We start from the raw sequence: 18,513 nt of genomic DNA on the forward strand, positions 1-18,513 counted from the left end.
GCTCACCCTACCTTATCGATGAAATCCTCGATCAGACGCTTGTGATCGTCCGCCTTAACCTCGCGCTCGACCACCTTGGAGGCGATCATAACGGACAGGTCTGCGATTTCATCCTTCATCTGGTTCATCGCCTTCTTGCGCTCGAGCTCAATGCTCTCCTCTGCACGCTGCTTTGCGACAGTAGCCTCACGGTTTGCCTGCTCAAGGATCTGCTCGGCATGGCGCTCCGCGCGCTTCTGCGCGTTGGAAACGATGTCAGCCGCTTCCTGCTTGGCATTGGAGATCGATACCGTGTAGTCGCGCTTCATAGCCTCTGCCTCACGGCGATCGGTCTCTGCGTGTGCATACAGATCCCGTACCTCCTGCTCGCGTGCTGCGAGCATCTTGCGCAGCGGCTTAAACAGGAAGTGCTTGACGATCAGGAACGTAATGAGCGTATTGCAGATGGTGACAAACAGCGACCACAGGTTCAGGTCAACAAATGCCCTTGTCAATACTTCCACTGGTTTTCCTCCTTCCGTGATGGAAGTTGCTGCTGACGATCTTAGTCAAACTTGCTGACGAGCGGGTTTGCGAAGATCAGGATCAGCGCGATAACCAGTGCGTAAATACCGGTGGACTCGGCCATTGCGATACCCATAATCATCGTACGGGTAACGTCGGACTGTGCCTCGGGCTGACGAGCGATTGCAGAACATGCCTGACCTGCAACGTAACCCTCACCAATACCAGGGCCAAGACCTGCGATCATTGCCATGCCAGCACCCAGAGCGGACATACCTGCTACAAATGCTTTCGGATCCATAAATTTCTTTCCTCCTACGAAAAATAATTTTCTTTTGTTGCGCGGGAATCATCCCGCATACATGCGAATGTGTTGATCTGCCTATGCTTCACGCGCCGAGCCGACGTAAGCCATGGTCAGCATACTGAAGATAAACGCCTGAATGCATCCCGAGAACAGATCGAAGTACAGGGACAGAACGCCCGGAATACCAATCTGTAAAAGCGGGATCGGCAGATGCAGGGCAGTGGACAGTGCGCTAAGCGCACCCATCAGCAGGGTCGTAATGACCATACCGCCGGCGATGTTGCCGAAGTGACGGAAGCTCATGGAAACCGGGGTCGCGATTTCGCTCAGAATGTTGAGCGGCAGCATGACCGGAATGGGTTCCAGGAATCCCTTGAGATATCCGCCCAGGCCCTTATACCGAATGTTCGCGTAGATAATCATGCAGAATGTCATGATTGCCCAGCCGAGCGTGGTATTCAGGTCTGCTGTAACCGAGCGCAGGCCGATCAGAGAGACGAGCGACCCCAGAACCGAAGAGAGTAGCAGCGTCACGATATACGGCGCGTAGCTCTGGCAGCCCTTGCCCATGTTCTGCTCGATCAGTCCGTCCACCATCTCAATGGCCTTTTCGATCAGCGCCTGTTTTCCCTTCGGGATCTTTTGCAGATTGTGGGTGAAGAACAGGCACAGTCCCAGGATGATCAGCATGACCACCCAGGCATTGACCATGGTTTCGGTGATGGAAATATGCCCGAACAGCGGAAGCGTGAAGTCGGATTCCCAATAGACTCGAGCGCCAGTGATTTCCGCATTCACTTATGGTTTTCCTCCTTTCTTCCAATAATGTGAAATCATCAAGGTGATTTTCGGAGAAAACAGCGGCAAAACCGCCGCAGGTACGCTGATGCGGCCAGTCCAGATGACCGCCAGGAGAAACAGAGCGGTCAGGACATAGCGCATCGCGTATGACCGGGTCACGATTTTACTGGCGCGCCCCGGGTTGGTCTGGCAAGCTGCACGCACGGCGCTGCGCCCCATGAGGTAAAAATTCCAGAGCGCAAACAGGGTACCGGCCAGAACACCCAGTGCAACCTGCCCGAGTGGCTGCCCAAGCAGCACGAGCAGGCCAAAGATGACCAGCGCGGCCGGTATGACCCGCACGGTCAGCCGACGCAGTTCATCGGTAACGATGGCATAATCAGGCATCCTCATCCTCCTGTCTCCGCGCAGCCCGTTGGGCCAGACGCATTACTTTGAGAAAGGACACCGCCGCGCCGCCCAATCCGAGGAAAATGCCCAGAATGACCGGAACCCCGCCCAGTCCGAACCGCTCAGACAGCCAATAGGCCGCAGCCGTACAGACGACAATCGGGGTGATGAGCGCAAACCCCAGCTGACCGACCAGCGCCAAAAAGCGCCAGACCGTGTGCGTGTTCCGTTTTTGCATACGCGTTCCGCGCCGCCTTTCCCAGTTATTTCGATGCACAAAACACTCAGTCCCACACATCTGTTATTCATTATACCGAATTTTACAAGAAAACAAAAGCCCTTTTGAATAAAAGCACAAAAAGTTTTCTCGATTTATTCACAAGCAATCCGAAATATACAAAAAAATTGACGTAATCTTGTAGATTACGTCAATTCTTGTAGGTTCAATTTAGTTTCATACGCTAGCATTTTTTTGGAAATGCCATGAAAAAAGATACTTTTTTTACCGTATGTATCCAAATAGAATGTTTGCACTGCGCACCGCTTATCGCAGGGGCTGCAACACAAATTAGAGATACTTCTTCATCACGTCGGTAGCCGGGATGGACTCCTCGCTCAGTGCGATAACGAAATCAACGCTGTGCTTTGCGGAGAATGCATCCAGATCGAGCAGGAACTTCTCTGCGTCGCTGGCATCCTTGGAATCAACGATCTTGTAAAGCGCATCTACATATACCTTAGAGATATCGTAGTTGCCTGCGTGCAGGCCGGCAACGAAACCGAGCAGAGTCGGATAGCTGTCAATTGCGTAATCCTTGACGTTAATCAGACGAGCGTCATGAGAGATATCAAACTTGAGCTTATCGCCCTTTGCGATGCAGACAACGCTGCCCTTCTCTTCCTTGACCGCAGCATTTACCAGATCAATAATCGTCTTGGTCTTGCCGGTGCCGGCAGCGCCCATAATGAGTTTTACCATTGTAACTTCCTCCTAGCCTAGTTCAAATTCGTACACAGGATAGCCTGTGTTCCGAACCCAATGAGGTTGTATTTATGTTACCATACCCTGTACAAAAAAACAACCGCTTCGCGCTGTTTTTTTAGCAAATTGCAAAAGTTTTTTTGGTGTCCTTTGTTCATCCGCCCCAGCTTGCCGCGCGGCACAGCGCGCCGAGCACATCCAAAAAGCTCTGCTTTTCGACGTCCTCTGCCGCCCGCAGAGCCACCTCGCGCACCACAGCGCCGTTGCCGTCGATGACCTTGGCCGTTCCGATCTGCTCGCCCTTTGTGACCGGTGCGTCGAGAGATTCCGGCCGGTCATAGGACACGGTCAGCCCGCTGACCTGGTCTTTCTGCACGGTCATGCTGCCCGGGTCGTCACACATCACACCAACGCTGTCCGCCTTGCCCAGCACGACCGGCAGGTCACCGCAGGCAGAGGACAGATCGGGTGTGTAAGCGGCATAATTGGCAAAGCCGTAGTTGAGCAGCTGGCTGGCATCGGCAGTGCGGGTATCCTTATCAGGCGCTGCCATGACCACCGCAATCAGCGTCAGTCCATCCCGCTCGGCCGCTGCTGAGATACAAAATCCGGCTTCCGAGATGTAGCCGGTCTTGAGTCCGATCATACCATCATACTTGCGCAGCATTTTATTGGTATTGGCCAGTGTGAACGCACCGTCGCGAATGGTATCCATCCAAATGCTGGTGTAATCAATAATACCCGGATGCCGCAGCAGTTCCACCGAGATGAGCGCCAGATCGTGCGCGGTGGTCAGCGTCTTTTGATCTCCCGTGTCCAGTCCGTTGGCGTTGACAAAAGTCGTACCCGTGCAGCCCAGCTCTTTGGCGCGTGCGTTCATCTGCTCGACGAATGCCTGCTCACTGCCCGCCAGATGCTCGGCCACCGCGACCGCGCAGTCGTTGGCCGATCCGACCGCGATCGCCTTGAGCATCTCGTCGAGCGTGAGCTGCTCCCCCTCTTTGAGCCAGATCTGCGTACCGCCCATCGATGCCGCGTAGGCCGAACCGGTCACCATGTCACTCAGACTGACCTTTCCGCTGTCCACCGCCTCCATCGCGAGCAGCATGGTCATAATCTTGGTCACCGACGCGGGCTGCAATTTCTCATCGGCGTGGTAACTATATAATTCGGTACCGTCCGCGGCATACAGTGCTGCCGCCTTGGACTGAATCTCCCCTACCTCAGCCAGAGCTGCCGCCTGCGTCAGCAGCACACCGCTGCACACAAACCCACACAACATTCGTTTGATCCACATTCTGTTTCGGCCTCCTCTCCTTGCGCTATCCTATGTGCATTTCTTCCCCGATATGCCTTTTCCAAGCGCCCCATTGACACCCGATGACCGGCGTATTATCATAAAAGTAATGCATTTTTGATCTCCGAGGAGGATTTCCCAACATGTCCATACTGGAAAACAGTATTATCGTCTTTCATCAGATTCTTATTATGTTCCTGCTGATGGTGGTCGGCTATATTCTATTCAAAACCGGAATTTTTGACAATCATACCACCACGCACCTGTCCACTCTGCTCAACACCATCGTCATTCCCTGCTGTGTGCTGGCCTCCTTCAACCGGGACTTTGACCCAGCACTTGCCGGTACGCTCGGCTTGACCATGCTCAGTGCCTGTGGAGTTTTCGTGGTATCCATTGCGCTTTCCAACGCACTGTATCGCAAAGGACACCCGGAAAACTATCGTGACTGCCGCATGTGCGCGGTCTTTTCCAACAACGGTTTTATGTCGCTGCCGCTTTTAAGCGCTATGTTCGGTGAGACCGGCGTGTTTCTGGGTTCGGCGCATATCGTCGTGATGGCAGTCGTCCTCTGGACGTACGGCGTCATGCAGGTCAACCGTGATTACCGCTTTTCTCCCATGCGCATTCTGCTCAATCCCGGCATTATCGCGGCTGTCCTCGGTATGCTGCTCTTCCTCTCGCCCGTCAACCTGCCGACCGATGTCGCCAGCGCACTGACTCACATCACAAACCTCAACACCCCGCTCGCTATGCTGGTTCTGGGCGGCTATCTGGCACAGACCAACCTCGCGTCCTGCTTTACCGAAGCGCGTATCTGGCGTGTCGGTGCGGTTCGTCTGCTGGTCATCCCGGCACTGACCATGGCACTTCTCTACTTCATGCCGCTCGACAACACGGCAAAACTGACGCTTCTGGTCGGCACCTCGGCACCGACCGCCATCGCCTCGGCGATGTTCGCCCAGATGTACGGCTCGGACTACCTCTATTCGACCAAGGTTGTGGCGCTGACCACCATTTTGTCCCTAGTCACCCTGCCCGCTGTCATCGCCGCCATGAGCTTCCTGCTCGCCTAAAGCAGCGCTTTTGCTTTGCCGCTTTGTCCATGCTATAATAAAGTCATTCTATCTCAACGCAAACGGAGGGAACCGCAATGAAAAAAATTCTGCTGATCCACGGCCCCAACCTCAACCTGCTCGGTGAGCGCGAACCGGGTATTTACGGCCGTGACTCCATGGCTTCGATCAACGCCGAAGTCGTCGACAAGTGCCAGAAAAATGGTATGGAGTGCGTGGTCTTCCAGTCCAACTCCGAGGGTGCCATCATTGACCGCATCCACGCGGCACGCGAGGACTGCGACGCCATCATCTTAAACGCCGGTGCTTACACCCACTATTCCATCGCCATCCGCGACGCGATTGCCGCTGTTCGTCTGCCGGTCGTCGAGGTACATCTGTCCAACGTCTACGCCCGCGAAGAATTCCGCCATGTGTCGGTCATCGGCCCGGTCTGCGCCGGTGTCATCGCAGGCTTTGGCAAAAACAGCTATTTGCTGGCTGTTGACGCGGTAAAGGGGCTGCTTGCATGAAGATTCAAGCCATCCGCGAGGCACTCACTGCACGGAATCTGGATGCCATCGTCCTGACCGACGAGAAGAATCGCCGCTACGCGACCGGTTTTCACTCGACTGCCGGTGCGCTCTATGTCTCGCACAAGCAGGCGGTGTTCTACACCGATTTCCGATATATCGAAGCGGCAAAGGCACAAATTACCGATGCCGAAGTGCGCGAGATCGGCCCCGGCCGCTCGTATGTCGGCGTTGCCAACACGCTGCTTCGAGAGGACGGCGCGGCAAAGGTCGCACTGGAGGACGATTGCCTGACCCATGCCGACTATCTGCGCTGGTCGGATAGTCTGTGTGCCGAGGCTGTCGCACAGGGTGATTTGATGAACACGCTGCGCACGGTGAAAACACAGGACGAGCTGGACAAGATCGTCTGCGCACAGCGCATCGCTGAGCGTGCCTTTGAGGAAATCCTGTCCGAGATCAAGCCCGGTGTGTCCGAGCGCGAGATTGCTGCCCGTCTGACCTACTTAATGCTGCACTATGGTGCGGAAAATATGTCCTTCGACCCGATTGTCGTGTCGGGTGCCAACTCGTCCAAGCCGCACGGCGTACCATCGGACAAGCTGATCGAATCTGGTGATTTCGTGACCATGGACTTCGGCTGCATCTGCGACGGCTACTGCTCGGACATGACCCGCACGGTTGCGGTCGGTTCAGTCACCGACGAGATGCGCCGGGTCTATCAGACCGTTCTGGACGCGCAGCTTGCCGGTATCCAGACCGCACGCGCCGGTGTGACCGGTCAGGCGGTGGACGGCGCTGCCCGTCAGATCATCACCGATGCCGGATACGGTGACTGCTTCGGTCACGGTTTTGGTCATGGTGTGGGACTGTTCATCCACGAAGCACCGAATGCATCCACCCGCAGCGAACAGCCGCTGCCCGCCGGTGCTGTTCTGACCGCCGAGCCTGGAATCTATCTGCCCGGTCGGTTCGGTGTCCGCATTGAGGACATGCTGTTTTTGACCGACGACGGCAACCGCAATCTAACCCTTGCGCCCAAGGAACTGATTGTGCTGTAAGACAGAAAAAAACCGCCCAATTTGGGCGGTTTTCTTGTTTACAGCTTTTGATATCCCATTGCGTTGAGCGTCAGCTCAATACGCAGCGGTGTAATCTGCGTATCTTCCCAGTCCACGATCACACCCGCGTTCTGCGGATCGATCGCCATGGCGGTCACACCATGCAGCATGGATATCTGCTCGCGCAGCATCCCGTAATCGGGTGTGCCCGTGCATCGAAACCGTGCTTCACGAATGGCCATTGCCGTTCACCTCTTTTTGTCGCCGCACTGCGCGATGCATGTCCGCTTCGCACTGTGCTGCCAGCAAATCGGCATAGGCGCAGCCGATGGCCTGCAATGCCCGACCGCTTTCAGCCTGCGCGGCAACGCGCAGCCAGTGCGCTGCCTGCTTACTTTGCGCGTCTGGGCGGCTCATGGGGTACATTGTAGACATCGGTGTAGGTCTCTACCTCGTCGAGCCCGGTCGGATCCATACGACCCGGTCGGTGGCAGCTCTCCAAGCGGCCGTAATCATCGTATTCGCACGTCGTCTCTTCGCGGTCTCCTCTGCGTTTTGGGTAGATGTGTGCCATAGGAAAAACCTCCTTGATCGGTGGATTTTCCTCTAGTTTGTCCCAAATCCCGCGAAATCATACGCGCAAATTCTTTAATACTCGTTTCTGTCCCGCGCACCCATGCCGCACGCGCCGAGAATCATCACCGTCAGGCTCAGTCCGGTCATCAAAAGACCCAGAATGAATACACCGATCGACAAACCCTTATTCATACCATATTCACCTCTCATTTTGATGAAAAAGCATACGCAAAACGCTTTTCTCTATTATACCACACCTGATACGGCTTTTAAAACCCGAACTTCTCCGAAAACCGGCACCTTTTCCACAATTCGTCGGTCTGTCAGCCATTCTTCTTGAAAATTTCGTGATTTCATCTCTTTTCGCAGCTCGTAAATCGTGATATAATACCATTTTAGGAGATGATACAGCATGGAAAAAACCAATGTAATGCGTATTCTCGAACAGCACGGGATATCCTATACGCCGCACAGCTATCCGCACGGCAAAGAAGCCGTGGACGGTGTTTCGGTTGCGGAAATGTTGGGACAGGACCCCGAATGTGTCTATAAAACACTGGTTGCACGCGGCAAAAGCGGCGGCTATTTTGTGTTTGATATTCCGGTGAATGCCGAACTGGATTTGAAGAAAGCGGCTAAGGCCGTCGGAGAAAAGGCCATCGAACTGGTGCACGTCAAGGAACTGCTGGGTCTGACCGGCTATGTTCGCGGCGGCTGTTCGCCGGTCGGTATGAAAAAGCAGTTCCCCACCGTTTTTCACGAGATCGCAGAAATTTTACCCACGATTATGGTGTCCGCCGGTAAGATCGGCTGGCAGATTGAGTGCGCCCCGGATGACCTCATCGCTCTGGTCGGCGCCAAGACCGCTGACCTCGTCAAGGACTGATCAGCGATTTGACATCAGGATAGCGCGCAAAAAACGGATGCACGCCCAAATCGGTCAGGCATCTGCACTTTTCCCGCATGGTATCCGAGTCGTCGAACAGGACAAAGTGCCCGTTCTCGGCCTCGTCCATGTAGGTAAAGTAACGTGCGCACAGTTCGCGCGAGAAAAATGTCTGCGCACCCGTGCGCATGCGCAGGGCTTCCCGCTCGGATGCATGCAGCACCGTGCCGTCACTGTTTGGCGACGGCAGCGTGAAATCGCAGGACACTGGCCGCAAGTCGGCTGCGATGCGTCCGGGATAGCGCTGCACGAGTTCCTGAAACCGATCGAGCAGACTGCCGCCCGAAATCGCAGTATCTGCAATCAGATGAGCGGTCCGTACGCAGTCTGCCTGCACAAGCGGAACGTAAAACGGCAGATGACGGTCTGCGCACTGTGCATCCAGTGCAGATAAAAACGCCTGCACCGGCTCGGTCCCACGCTCGCAGTCAGCCACCAATCCAATCGCTCCCATACGCTCGGCTTCACTGATGAGCTGCTCGCAGACCGCCGGAGAAAATCGTTCCATCCCTCGGTCACACACGCCCAGATAACAGCCCGCCATCCGCGCGGGCAGGGTCAGGCGCTGCAATCCTCCATTTGGCCGCAGCCCCAGACACAGGTGCAAGAGCGGCAGTCCGCTCGCTTTCGCCGGACGCTCATCGGCTCCGGCACACACCAAAACCAGCTCGTGCTCCATACTCTTATCGCTTCCCTTCCCGTTTTTTATGCGTCGCTGTTCTGACGCTTCTATTTGTATGCATCCGTTTTGAATTTTACGACAGGAGAAATCCCATGAGACATTTGTTGACCCCTCGTTATGTATTTGACGCGGCGACCGACATCACGCCCGCGTTTTTGCTGGAACACGGCATCCGCGGCTGTCTGATCGATCTGGACGGTACGCTGGTGTCCCGTCATCAGCCCACCGGAAACGATCACCTCGTTCAGTGGCTGGACAGCCTGCGCGCCGCCGGTATCCGTCCCATGCTGCTGTCCAACAACAATGGCAACCGGGTACGCATTTTCGCCGAGTCCATCGGTGTCGAGTGGCAGGGACGTGCCCTCAAACCCCTTGCGCGCGGATTCCGTCAGGGTGCGGCACGTTTGGGTCTGCCGTTCTCGCAGATTGCGGTCATTGGCGACCAGATTTACACCGATACGCTGGGCGGCAACCGTCTGGGCGCTCTGACCTGTTACGTCGAGACCATCGACCGCGGTGATTTCTGGATTGGCGCACGTTATCACCTGCTGGAAAGCGCCTTCATCCGCCGCGCCAGAAGGAGAAATGAACATGGAAATTAAATTCGGCCCCGCTGGCAACGCGCAGTCGTTCGCCGAGGCAGGGTTTAAAGCCACCGTGGACGCACCGCGCTGGCTGCACGAAATGGGACTCAATGCCTATGAGTACCAGTGCGGCCGCGGTGTGAATATCGGTGAGGAAACTGCACGCAAAATTGCGGCTCAGGCCGCTCTGCATGACATTGCCATGTCGCTGCACGCGCCGTACTACATCAATCTGTCCAACCGTGACGAAGAGCGTGTGCAGAAAAACATCGGCTATGTGCTGGCTTCCTGTCAGGCTGCGACCTGGCTGGGTGCCGACCGCATTGTTGTGCATACCGGCGGCGTGGGCAAACAGTCCCGCACCAAAGCGTTTGAAAATACCAAGGAAAATGTACGGGATATTTTAAACGCCGTCGAGCAGGCCGGATATACGACCACTATCTGCCTGGAAACCATGGGCAAACAGAGCGTCATCGGCTCGGCTGAGGAGATTTTTGAACTGGTCGCACTGGACGACCGTCTGCTCCCCTGTATCGATTTCGGTCACCTCAACGCCCGCACCTGCGGCAAATGCTCGACCGAAGAGGAATTTGCACAGGTGCTGGATTTGATGGAAAATACCATCGGAACCGAACGTGCCCGCGTATTCCACAGCCATTTTTCGCATATTGAATACGGCCCCAAGGGTGAAGTACGACATCTGACATTTGCCGATGAACAGTACGGCCCGGATTTTGCCCCGCTTGCGAAATTGATCGCACAGCGCGGCTGGACGCCCAGATTCATCTGTGAATCGGCAGGAACGCAGGCGGAAGATGCCAAACAGATGATGGACATATATCTTGCATCGCAGAATAGATAACGAATTCCCGCCCGTAGGGCAAAATGAAGTTTTCGGTCAAGCCTTTTTCAAAAGGCTTGCGGAGTCTTGAGGCAGCGCCTCAAGTCGCCATCCGCTGATGGCGAAACTCCCCTTTTGAAACCCGGTGTCCGTCCCGGGTTTCAATCTAAACATACAAAAAAGGAAAGACCAACCAAATGGTTGGTCTTTCCAAAGATTTTGCGCATCCTGCGGGATGCGCTTTTGTTTTGGTTCTGGTTGATTCCGGTCATTGACCGGAATCAAAAGGGGATTTCGCCCGTTGCGACGGGCGACTCAGGGCTCTGCCCTGAGAACCCGCGGCCTTTTGAAAAAGGCCGGCGAAAACTTTATTTAGAGGCAACTGCGGCGAGCAGTTTGGCTGCGTTCTCCACATCGGCTTCACTGCACATCTCACTCGGCGAATGGATATAACGGGTCGGAATGGATACCGCGCCAGCCAGCGCACCCATACGGGTCTTTTGCAGCATCGCGGTATCCGTACCGCCAAACTTCAAGATCTCATGCTGAGTCGGAATATCCAGTGCCTTTGCGGTATCGTCCAGCAGCTTGACAACCTCCGGACTGCAAATGACCGACGAGTCCATGATCTTGACCGCCGGGCCCTTGCCCATCTCGCACGCCATCGGATATTTCTGTTCGGGCAGATCACCGGTATCGGTCACATCGACCGCGATTGCAAGATCGGGCTGAATCGCATAGGCTGCCGGGCCTGCACCACGCAGGCCGACTTCTTCCTGTGCGGTAAAGACAAAATACACGTCGCTCGGCACGGTCTCGGGCAGCTGCTCCATTGCCAGAAGCAGCGTTACGCAGCCGATGCGGTTGTCCAGATACGGACCGCACAGCACGCCGTTCTGAGTGAAGGGCTGCGCCTCAAAGATGGCAAAATCACCCACGCGCACCATGCGCTCGGCGTCTTCCTTATCCTTCACACCGATATCAATAAACAGATTGCCCTGGGTCATCTCTCTCCATGGGGTCTTTTCCTCGACCGAGATCACACCGCGTGTGCCGTTTGCAAAGCGAATCTGAATGTTGATCAGATCCGACCACGACAGGCCGCCGACCTGCGAAAAGCGGATAAACCCCTTCTCGTCGATGAACGTCGCAACCACACCGATCGAGTCCATGTGCGCGGCAAACATGATTTTTTTCTTGTCTTCCGCCGTGCCCTTCTTGCGGCAGATCAGATTGCCCAGTGCGTCGGTCTGGATATCGTCGCACAAATCGCCTGCCATCGCGCCGATGACCTCGCGCACATCGTCTTCCCGTCCGGACGGGCCGAACGCGCCGCCGACCTGCTTAAAATATTCAAAAACCTTAGACATCCTGGTCTCCTCCGATTTCCTCTAAAAATGCCTTTGCTGCGCGGTAGACCGCGATGATATCGCTCTCTGCTGCAACCGACGAGGGCGAATGAATATAGCGCAGCGGTGCCGCCACGCCCACGGTGCGCACACCCTGCACGCTCTTATGGATGCGTCCGGCATCCGTGCCGCCTGCGACCATGTGCTTAGTCTGCCATGCGATACCGCGTGCCTCACAGACATCGCGCATCATCTCGAACAGCTCTGCGTCGTAGATCGTACCGCGATCCATGAACGGCAGCACCGCACCCTTGCGCAGTGCGCAGACCTGCTTGTGCGGCGGTACATCGGCCAGATCAGCCGCCGTCGTGCCCTCAACGACCAGGCAAAACGCCGGCTGGATGGCAAATGCAGTCGTAGCTGCACCGCGCAGGCCGACTTCCTCCTGCACGTGGAAGCAGAACCAGGTATCGACCGCAGGCTGTTCGCGCATGAGCAGCAGCAGAACCGCGCAGCCCAGACGGTCATCGAGCGCCTTGGCCTTGAGCATGCCGTCGCCAAACGAGACGATCTCAGGTGCAAACGTGCCGCAATCGCCCAGCGACAGCTTGGCCTCGGCCTGCTTTTTGCTCGTGCAGCCGATATCGATATACAGATCACGGGTTTTGGGTGCGTGCTGACGCTCGCTGGCCGTGGTCAGGTGCACGGCCTTGATGCCGATAATACCCTCAACCGTGTCGCCCTCCTCGGTGCGGAACTGGATGCGTCGTCCGATGACCACACGCGGGTCGACACCGCCGACAAAGCCAAACTTGACCATGCCGTCCTCGGTGAACGACTTGACAATCACACCGACCTCGTCCATGTGCGCGCACAGCATGATCGGCTGCTCGGTCAGATTACGTCCCTTGCGGAACACCATGAGGTTGCCCATCGGGTCGGTCTCAATGCGGTCAGCATAAGGCATCGCCGCTTGCAGAATATACTCGCGCACTTCATCTTCCCAGCCCGACGGGCCGAATTTTGCACACAGGGTGCGCGTCAATGTCAGAAGTTCTTCATATTCCCGCTCCATTACAGGCGCACCTCCCCGTCAAACTGGCGTAAAAAGTGGTACATCAAATCACCGACCGACTCGGCATCGGACAGCTTGATGGTCTCGATGGGCGTGTGCATATAGCGCAGCGGGATGGACAGGATGGCCTGCGCGGTACCCGTGCCGATAATCTGCATCTCCCAGGCATTCGTGCCCGTATTACCCTCCATGACCTCGATCTGATAATCCATGTCCTCAGCCTTTGCCGTGCGGATGAGCGCACGGGTCAGCGCGCGGTTCATGTTCGGGCCCATGCCGATCATCACACCGCCGCCGTACTCAAACTGATCGGATGCGTCCGGGGTCTTGGCGTGGCTCACATCGACCGCGATGGCGTAATCCGGTCGGATGTGGAAGGTGCCAAGCGTCGCACCCAGCGAAGTAACCTCCTCCTGTACCGACAGCAGGACAGCAACATCGACCGCCAGGTCAACCTTGCGCAGCTTTTGCAGGGCGTATGCGATGGCAGCCGCGCCTGCGCGGTCGTCCAAGCTGGGGCCAGTGATGGAATCCTTGGACAGCTTGGGCATGTGTGCCTTGTCTGCTGGGAACCAGATGGGCGTACCAACCGGAATTCTGGACTTTGCGTCCAGCAAACCGGTATCGATGACCATTTCGTGAATGGGGACGGCCTTGTCCGACTCGTTGGCCGCCAGCAGGTGCGGCGGCTTGCAGGCAACAATACCGTACAGTTCCCCCTCCGGTGCGCCGATCGTAACCTCTGCGCCCAGCAGCATACGCGGGTCGACACCGCCGACCGACTGAAATCTCAAAAATCCATCGTCGAGCGTCTCGGTGACAACAAAGCCGATCTGGTCGAGGTGCGCATCCAGCAAGACGGTCTTTGCGTCCGGTTTTCCCGAGCGGATACGACCGATGACGTTGCCAAAGCGGTCGACCTCGATCTCGTCGCACAGCGGTGCGAACAGCTCGCGCACGCGCTCGGACTGCGCACGTTCAAAGCCGCAGACCATCGGAATGGCGGTCAGCTGCTCGATCCAGGTGCGCATCGATGCCTCAGGCATCGCTTGTTCTATCTCGTGCAAGGCAAATTCTCCTTTAGTGGTAAAATTTCTATCCTTATTATAGTCGTTTTGTGCTTGCGATACAATTAGAAATCTTGTAAGATGTATAGATATGGAAAGAATCGTATTTTATGAATGCAGCCAAAGCTGCGCAGGCACGACGGTCGAGCGATTTCTGCGCCGGCAGGGCGTGTCCCATCGGGTTCTGGTCGACCTCAAAAACACGCCGAACGGCCTGACACTGAACGGAAAACCGGTGCGCACGATCGACCGCCTGCCGCCGGAAGGCAAACTGCGTCTGTGTCTGCCCGAGACCGACCGCAGTGACACCATCCCACAGGCGGACATTGCGCTCGACATCGTCTATGAGGACGACGACCTGTTTGTCGTCAACAAACCGGCCGGTCTGGCCGTCCATCCCTCCCCGCAAAATCGGGAAAACACGGTCGCAAACGGTCTGGCTGCGCTGTACGCCGCACGCAAAGAACCTTTTGTCTTTCGTGCCATCGGCAGACTGGACAAAAACACTTCCGGGCTGATCGTTCTGGCTAAAAATGCGCTGTCTGCCGGTCTTTTGACCACCCAAGCCGCGCAAAAGGTCATGCATCATGACTATCTGGCGATATGCACCGGTATGCTGCCCGACGAGGGCACGATCGACGCGCCCATCGGCCGCGCGGACGGCTCGGTCATCCGCCGCGAGGTGCGACCGGACGGCGACCGTGCGGTCACGCACTTTACACGCCTCGCCTATCGGGACGGGTTCTCGCTGGCGCGGGTGTGGCTGGACACTGGACGCACCCATCAGATTCGCGTACACTTCGCCCATCTGGGCTATCCCCTGCCCGGTGACTTTCTCTACCACCCGGATTTTTCGCGCATCCAGCGCCATGCCCTGCACGCCGGTGCGCTCTGGCTGCGCCAGCCGGTGACCGGTCAGCCGCTGCACTTCACCGCCCCATTGCCGGACGATATGCGCGTCTTTTTCCCCGATGCATAATCAAAAAGCTCCCTCGGATGATCTCCGAGAGAGCTTTTTCTCTTATACGAGTCCCAAGTCGCGCATGGCCGGGAAACCGCACATGCCGTGCGCCGCGCGCACCGCGCGTCCGACCGCCTTACCCATGACGTAAGCGGCCAGCGTACCCACGACATCAATGTTTGCCTCCACCGTACCGAGCGACAGCGCATAGATCGAATCGCCATCGTTCGAGGTGTGTACCGGGCGAATGGTACGCGCAAAACCGTTGTGCGCCATGGCTGCAATCTTGCCCATCTTGGACTTGTCAAACGCCGCATTGGTCACAATTGCGCCGATGGTCGTGTTGGCTGCATAGCCGGCTGCCTTCTGCGCCTCCATCGCGTAAATGAATTCCTCACTCGAGCGCAGACCGGTTCCGTCCTCGCCACGCAGACCGGCAAGCTGCTTTCCGGTATCGATATCGTAGATATCGCCCATCGCATTGACCGCGACAATCGCGCCCACGCACAGGTCACCATTGCGCACCGCATAGGTACCCAGACCACTCTTCATCGCAAAGTCCGCACCGCCGCACTTGCCCACCGTGCAGCCCGTACCGGCTCCCACACAGCCTTCCTCGACCGTGTCACGCCGTGCATTCAGGCATGCCTGATAGGCCATTGCAGCGTCCGGGCGCACGTCCTTGCGTCCAATCGCCAGATCGAACACGCACGACTGGCAAACCAGCGGGACACGGGTCACGCCCACGTCAAAACCAATGTCTCGCTCTTCCAAATAGCGCATGACACCGCCTGCCGCGTCCAGTGCGAACGCCGAACCGCCCGAGAGCACCAGTGCATGAATGCCGGTCGATGCCGCACGCGGATCGAGCAGCGGTGTCTCACGCGAAGCCGGGCCGCCGCCGCGGATATCCACGCCGGTCGGTGCGCAGGTGTCGCACAGCAGTACGGTGATGCCGGTCGCGGCCTCCATGTCCTGCGCCTGTCCAATCTGAAATCCGCCTACTTCCAGAATGCCGATCTCTTCCATCTGTCAAACCTCCTTGTTTTCTTGTCATAAAGCAACTGGCCGGCGTTTGCCGACCAGTTTTTTCTATTCCATGTTGTTATGCGCGGCTTGCCTGTCTGCCAACGGCCAGAACTGCCTTGCTGACCGCTGCGGTCAGAACGGCTGCAATGATTGCCTCGGGCACACCGTTGAGTCCGACAACGCCCATGATGACGCCGAGCAGCAGGCTCGGATCGGTGCCGCCGGCTGCGGCATACTGCTCGCCGAAGAGCAGATAAATCAAACCCATAACGCCGATGGTGTTGACCATCGATCCGACAAAGCCGGATACTGCCAGCGAAATGGTCTCGTTATGAATGAGCTTTTTCAGTGCCATGAACACCAGGCCAGCGCACACACCGATCAGGATACGCGGTACGATCGCAACGATCAGGCTGGTCCAGCTGCCGTGGAATTCCGGACTGAAGCTATAAAACGGGGTAAAAACGAAAGAAGTCAGGTTGGGCGAGATCGTCGCACGCACAACACTTGTGATACCGAACAGGCCGCCCAGCACGCCGCCCATCTTGGGGCCAAGCAGACACGCACCGATGATGACCGGGATGTGCATGGTGGTCGCATTCATAAAGGGCAGCGGGATATAACCCAGCGGCGTGAATGCCATGACCAGCATGAGCGCGGTCAGCAGCGCCATTTGCGTCAGCAGACGCACGTTCGTTTTCTTTTGCATGATGATAAAACCTCCTGCTGCCGTCCCGTTTTCGGGTACAGCGCAAATTTTTTACTTGGCTTCCCTGCCGTGATTTCGCCGCCAGATGTCGGCCAATCCCAAGAGTGCAAGCGTGGGCGCATGAATGGTGGGAATGCGCAGATACGGACGCACCACCTCGGCCATACCGCCGGTCAGCACCACGGTCGGCGTACCGCCCAGTGCTGCCGCGTATCGCTCGGTCATGCCCTCGATCATCGCCGCTGTTCCGTACACCGCACCGATGCACAGTGCCTCGGCGGTGTTCCGTCCGAGCACGTTCTGCGGTACGTCGTCCAGTCCCACGGTTGGCAGCTGCGCGGTGTGCTCATTGAGCGCAGTCAGTGACAGCTGCACGCCCGGCGCGATGGCCGAGCCTACCAGTGCTCCGGTGTGGTCGAGTGCGGTGAACGTCGTCGCCGTTCCCAGATCCACCACCACGCACGGCATGGGATAGGTATGGCTTGCATGTACGGCGGTTGCCACGCGGTCGGTGCCCAGTGAGCGCGGTTCCGCGATCTTGAGATTGAGTCCGGTTTTGACGCCGGTGCCGACGACCAGTACCGGTCCGTCGGTCAGAAAGCGCAATGCACGCGCCATGGTATGCGCCATGCCGGGTACAACCGAGCAGATGGCCGCACCTGTGACAGGCAGGCTGTCCGCGTGATGGAGCGCCAGCACATTTTTGAGCGTACAGGCGTACTCCTCTCCGGTCTGTTTGCGGTCGGTTGCGATCGAGGCGACAAAACGGATGTCGTCCCCGTCAAAACCACCGATGGTGACATGGTTATTTCCAATATCCAGCGCGATGAGCATAATCTTCCTCTCTCCCTGGCAGGATGCCTTTTCCATTATACTGCCGAAGGGTGCTGTTTGCAAGAAAAATGATTAGCTTTTATCCTGCATTCCGGGCTGATGACCGCTCTTTCCCAGATCGTTTGCGATATCGCGCAGCAGCGGATTCGAGGGCGGGCCGGATACTTCCTCGGGCTGCTCCTCATCATTGAGCCGCTCGACAATCCAGCCAATTCCGGACATCAGTGGGAATGGCGCATAAAACATCTTGAATACCAGCAAGGCAAAGTGGATGCCCAGACCGACCGGCTGCAGCATAGCGACCACAAGGCTGATAATCAGGTTGGGAAGATTCACAACAAACAGCATGCACAGCAGATTGCCGACCTGCCCTGACATGCGGAAGAAGGAATCTTTAATCGCCTCTGTCGCGCTCATAGCCTCCTCGCTGACAAACAGCACCTCACACATATACAGGCGCAGAAACAGCCAAGTGATGACAACCACACAGACAATCAGAGCCAGCACAATCAGGCCGGTATGAAAAAGCAATATGGTAATCGACATGGACATTGCAAGCGGAATGAAGAGAGGCAGAACAATCGTGGCGCACTGAATGAGATAGAGCACAATCGCACCGCCCCAGCCATCTATTGACCGGTAAAACGCCGTCAAATCCGCATAATTGGGCTTGTTCTCGGTTCTCCACAAATGCGTCAGGCACAGCGCCGCGCCCAGCGTCAGCGGCGACAGCAGCAGCCAAGCCACCAGTACAAACAATCCTTGATTCCATCCCAAGACCTGTTCCCAGACAAATTGGATGATACTTTGCAGGGTTGTGTAACCCAGCGCGAGAATCAACAGTCCCACCACATTCTCACGATACAGCCGCCATGCCTTACACCGAATTTCATGGTTACTCATATTCTTACGCCTCCTTCCCGAAAAAAC

25 protein-coding genes are annotated in these 18,513 nt (G+C 56.6%); 7 read left to right on the plus strand and 18 right to left on the minus strand.

All coding sequences use genetic code 11. From position 1 onward, the window contains the following. Positions 1–2: 2 nt before the first annotated feature. From atpF to B5D52_RS07365, 7 genes are all read right to left on the minus strand, one after another. Positions 3–503 carry a F0F1 ATP synthase subunit B gene (gene atpF / locus B5D52_RS07335; RefSeq protein WP_016148094.1) on the minus strand — a complete coding sequence of 167 codons (501 nt, stop codon included), beginning with the start codon at positions 501–503 and terminating at the stop codon, positions 3–5. A 41-nt stretch (positions 504–544) separates the two neighbouring features. After that, complete coding sequence (gene atpE, locus B5D52_RS07340) at positions 545–805, minus strand: ATP synthase F0 subunit C (RefSeq protein ID WP_016148095.1); 261 nt, start codon at positions 803–805, stop codon at positions 545–547. 81 nt (positions 806–886) lie between these two features. Further along, on the minus strand, positions 887–1,609 hold the full coding sequence (gene atpB, locus B5D52_RS07345) for a F0F1 ATP synthase subunit A (protein ID WP_016148096.1): 723 nt from the start codon (positions 1,607–1,609) through the stop codon (positions 887–889). Beyond that, positions 1,610–1,999: an ATP synthase subunit I gene (locus B5D52_RS07350; RefSeq protein ID WP_016148097.1), complete on the minus strand. Its 390-nt coding sequence runs from the start codon at positions 1,997–1,999 to the stop codon at positions 1,610–1,612. Then, on the minus strand, positions 1,992–2,240 hold the full coding sequence (locus B5D52_RS07355) for an AtpZ/AtpI family protein (RefSeq protein ID WP_016148098.1): 249 nt from the start codon (positions 2,238–2,240) through the stop codon (positions 1,992–1,994). The genes B5D52_RS07350 and B5D52_RS07355 overlap by 8 nt, the downstream gene beginning before the upstream one ends. A 330-nt stretch (positions 2,241–2,570) precedes the next feature. After that, positions 2,571–2,981 (minus strand): hypothetical protein, encoded by a 411-nt coding sequence (locus tag B5D52_RS07360; RefSeq protein ID WP_016148099.1) that lies wholly within the window; start codon positions 2,979–2,981, stop codon positions 2,571–2,573. A 157-nt stretch (positions 2,982–3,138) separates the two neighbouring features. Then, positions 3,139–4,281, minus strand: coding sequence for a D-alanyl-D-alanine carboxypeptidase family protein (locus B5D52_RS07365; protein WP_016148100.1), 1,143 nt, complete (start codon positions 4,279–4,281; stop codon positions 3,139–3,141). 143 nt (positions 4,282–4,424) lie between these two features. On the opposite strand from B5D52_RS07365, the gene B5D52_RS07370 reads away from it, so the two are divergent. The 3 genes from B5D52_RS07370 to B5D52_RS07380 all read left to right on the plus strand — a co-directional run bounded on the left by B5D52_RS07370 (position 4,425) and on the right by B5D52_RS07380 (position 6,930). Continuing rightward, positions 4,425–5,357, plus strand: coding sequence for an AEC family transporter (locus tag B5D52_RS07370; RefSeq protein ID WP_016148101.1), 933 nt, complete (start codon positions 4,425–4,427; stop codon positions 5,355–5,357). Positions 5,358–5,434: 77 nt separating this feature from the next. Further along, a complete protein-coding gene (gene aroQ, locus B5D52_RS07375; protein ID WP_016148102.1) occupies positions 5,435–5,869 on the plus strand; it encodes a type II 3-dehydroquinate dehydratase in 435 nt (144 codons plus the stop codon). Next, the gene (locus tag B5D52_RS07380; protein ID WP_016148103.1) at positions 5,866–6,930 is read left to right on the plus strand and encodes an aminopeptidase P family protein; all 1,065 of its coding nucleotides are present in this window, start codon (positions 5,866–5,868) and stop codon (positions 6,928–6,930) included. The genes aroQ and B5D52_RS07380 overlap by 4 nt, the downstream gene beginning before the upstream one ends. Positions 6,931–6,968: 38 nt before the next feature. Here the strand turns inward: B5D52_RS07380 and B5D52_RS07385 are convergent, their stop codons facing one another. Genes B5D52_RS07385 through B5D52_RS07395 form a run of 3 tightly spaced genes read right to left on the minus strand, consistent with a single transcriptional unit; the run spans position 6,969 to position 7,504 of the window. Continuing rightward, complete coding sequence (locus B5D52_RS07385) at positions 6,969–7,172, minus strand: hypothetical protein (protein ID WP_016148104.1); 204 nt, start codon at positions 7,170–7,172, stop codon at positions 6,969–6,971. Further along, on the minus strand, positions 7,159–7,365 hold the full coding sequence (locus tag B5D52_RS07390; protein WP_143149520.1) for a hypothetical protein: 207 nt from the start codon (positions 7,363–7,365) through the stop codon (positions 7,159–7,161). The genes B5D52_RS07385 and B5D52_RS07390 overlap by 14 nt, the downstream gene beginning before the upstream one ends. Beyond that, positions 7,322–7,504 (minus strand): hypothetical protein, encoded by a 183-nt coding sequence (locus B5D52_RS07395; RefSeq protein ID WP_016148105.1) that lies wholly within the window; start codon positions 7,502–7,504, stop codon positions 7,322–7,324. Before B5D52_RS07395 ends, B5D52_RS07390 begins: the two co-directional genes overlap by 44 nt. A 414-nt stretch (positions 7,505–7,918) precedes the next feature. Here B5D52_RS07395 and ybaK point away from each other — a divergent pair, with 414 nt between their 5' ends. Beyond that, on the plus strand, positions 7,919–8,392 hold the full coding sequence (gene ybaK / locus B5D52_RS07400) for a Cys-tRNA(Pro) deacylase (protein WP_016148107.1): 474 nt from the start codon (positions 7,919–7,921) through the stop codon (positions 8,390–8,392). Here ybaK and B5D52_RS07405 read toward each other — a convergent pair. Further along, positions 8,382–9,131 (minus strand): hypothetical protein, encoded by a 750-nt coding sequence (locus B5D52_RS07405; protein ID WP_016148108.1) that lies wholly within the window; start codon positions 9,129–9,131, stop codon positions 8,382–8,384. The two genes, ybaK and B5D52_RS07405, sit on opposite strands and share 11 nt — an antisense overlap. 95 nt (positions 9,132–9,226) lie before the next feature. Between B5D52_RS07405 and B5D52_RS07410 the strand changes: the two genes are divergently transcribed. Next, entirely contained in the window at positions 9,227–9,736 is a 510-nt protein-coding gene (locus B5D52_RS07410; protein ID WP_016148109.1) for a YqeG family HAD IIIA-type phosphatase, read from the plus strand. After that, positions 9,726–10,580, plus strand: coding sequence for a TIM barrel protein (locus tag B5D52_RS07415; RefSeq protein WP_016148110.1), 855 nt, complete (start codon positions 9,726–9,728; stop codon positions 10,578–10,580). Before B5D52_RS07410 ends, B5D52_RS07415 begins: the two co-directional genes overlap by 11 nt. 347 nt (positions 10,581–10,927) lie before the next feature. On the opposite strand, the gene B5D52_RS07420 is transcribed toward B5D52_RS07415, so the two are convergent. The 3 genes from B5D52_RS07420 to B5D52_RS07430 are packed head-to-tail and all read right to left on the minus strand — an operon-like array spanning position 10,928 to position 14,050. Beyond that, complete coding sequence (locus B5D52_RS07420) at positions 10,928–11,929, minus strand: M42 family metallopeptidase (protein ID WP_016148111.1); 1,002 nt, start codon at positions 11,927–11,929, stop codon at positions 10,928–10,930. Continuing rightward, positions 11,922–12,983 carry a M42 family metallopeptidase gene (locus tag B5D52_RS07425; protein WP_016148112.1) on the minus strand — a complete coding sequence of 354 codons (1,062 nt, stop codon included), beginning with the start codon at positions 12,981–12,983 and terminating at the stop codon, positions 11,922–11,924. Before B5D52_RS07425 ends, B5D52_RS07420 begins: the two co-directional genes overlap by 8 nt. After that, on the minus strand, positions 12,983–14,050 hold the full coding sequence (locus tag B5D52_RS07430) for a zinc-binding metallopeptidase family protein (RefSeq protein ID WP_016148113.1): 1,068 nt from the start codon (positions 14,048–14,050) through the stop codon (positions 12,983–12,985). The genes B5D52_RS07425 and B5D52_RS07430 overlap by 1 nt, the downstream gene beginning before the upstream one ends. A 91-nt stretch (positions 14,051–14,141) precedes the next feature. Here B5D52_RS07430 and B5D52_RS07435 point away from each other — a divergent pair, with 91 nt between their 5' ends. After that, positions 14,142–15,029, plus strand: coding sequence for an RluA family pseudouridine synthase (locus tag B5D52_RS07435; RefSeq protein WP_016148114.1), 888 nt, complete (start codon positions 14,142–14,144; stop codon positions 15,027–15,029). A 42-nt stretch (positions 15,030–15,071) separates the two neighbouring features. On the opposite strand, the gene B5D52_RS07440 is transcribed toward B5D52_RS07435, so the two are convergent. The 4 genes from B5D52_RS07440 to B5D52_RS07455 form a co-directional block, all read right to left on the minus strand. Beyond that, positions 15,072–16,040: a P1 family peptidase gene (locus B5D52_RS07440; RefSeq protein ID WP_016148115.1), complete on the minus strand. Its 969-nt coding sequence runs from the start codon at positions 16,038–16,040 to the stop codon at positions 15,072–15,074. Between the two features lie 76 nt (positions 16,041–16,116). Next, positions 16,117–16,749: an ECF transporter S component gene (locus B5D52_RS07445; protein ID WP_016148116.1), complete on the minus strand. Its 633-nt coding sequence runs from the start codon at positions 16,747–16,749 to the stop codon at positions 16,117–16,119. Between the two features lie 51 nt (positions 16,750–16,800). Then, the gene (locus tag B5D52_RS07450; RefSeq protein WP_078689156.1) at positions 16,801–17,619 is read right to left on the minus strand and encodes a type III pantothenate kinase; all 819 of its coding nucleotides are present in this window, start codon (positions 17,617–17,619) and stop codon (positions 16,801–16,803) included. A gap of 36 nt (positions 17,620–17,655) precedes the next feature. Next, positions 17,656–18,486 carry a hypothetical protein gene (locus tag B5D52_RS07455; protein ID WP_016148118.1) on the minus strand — a complete coding sequence of 277 codons (831 nt, stop codon included), beginning with the start codon at positions 18,484–18,486 and terminating at the stop codon, positions 17,656–17,658. Positions 18,487–18,513: the final 27 nt, after the last annotated feature.

Origin of the sequence: Butyricicoccus pullicaecorum DSM 23266, from assembly GCF_900167005.1 — a bacterium.
Taxonomy (GTDB): domain Bacteria; phylum Bacillota; class Clostridia; order Oscillospirales; family Butyricicoccaceae; genus Butyricicoccus; species Butyricicoccus pullicaecorum.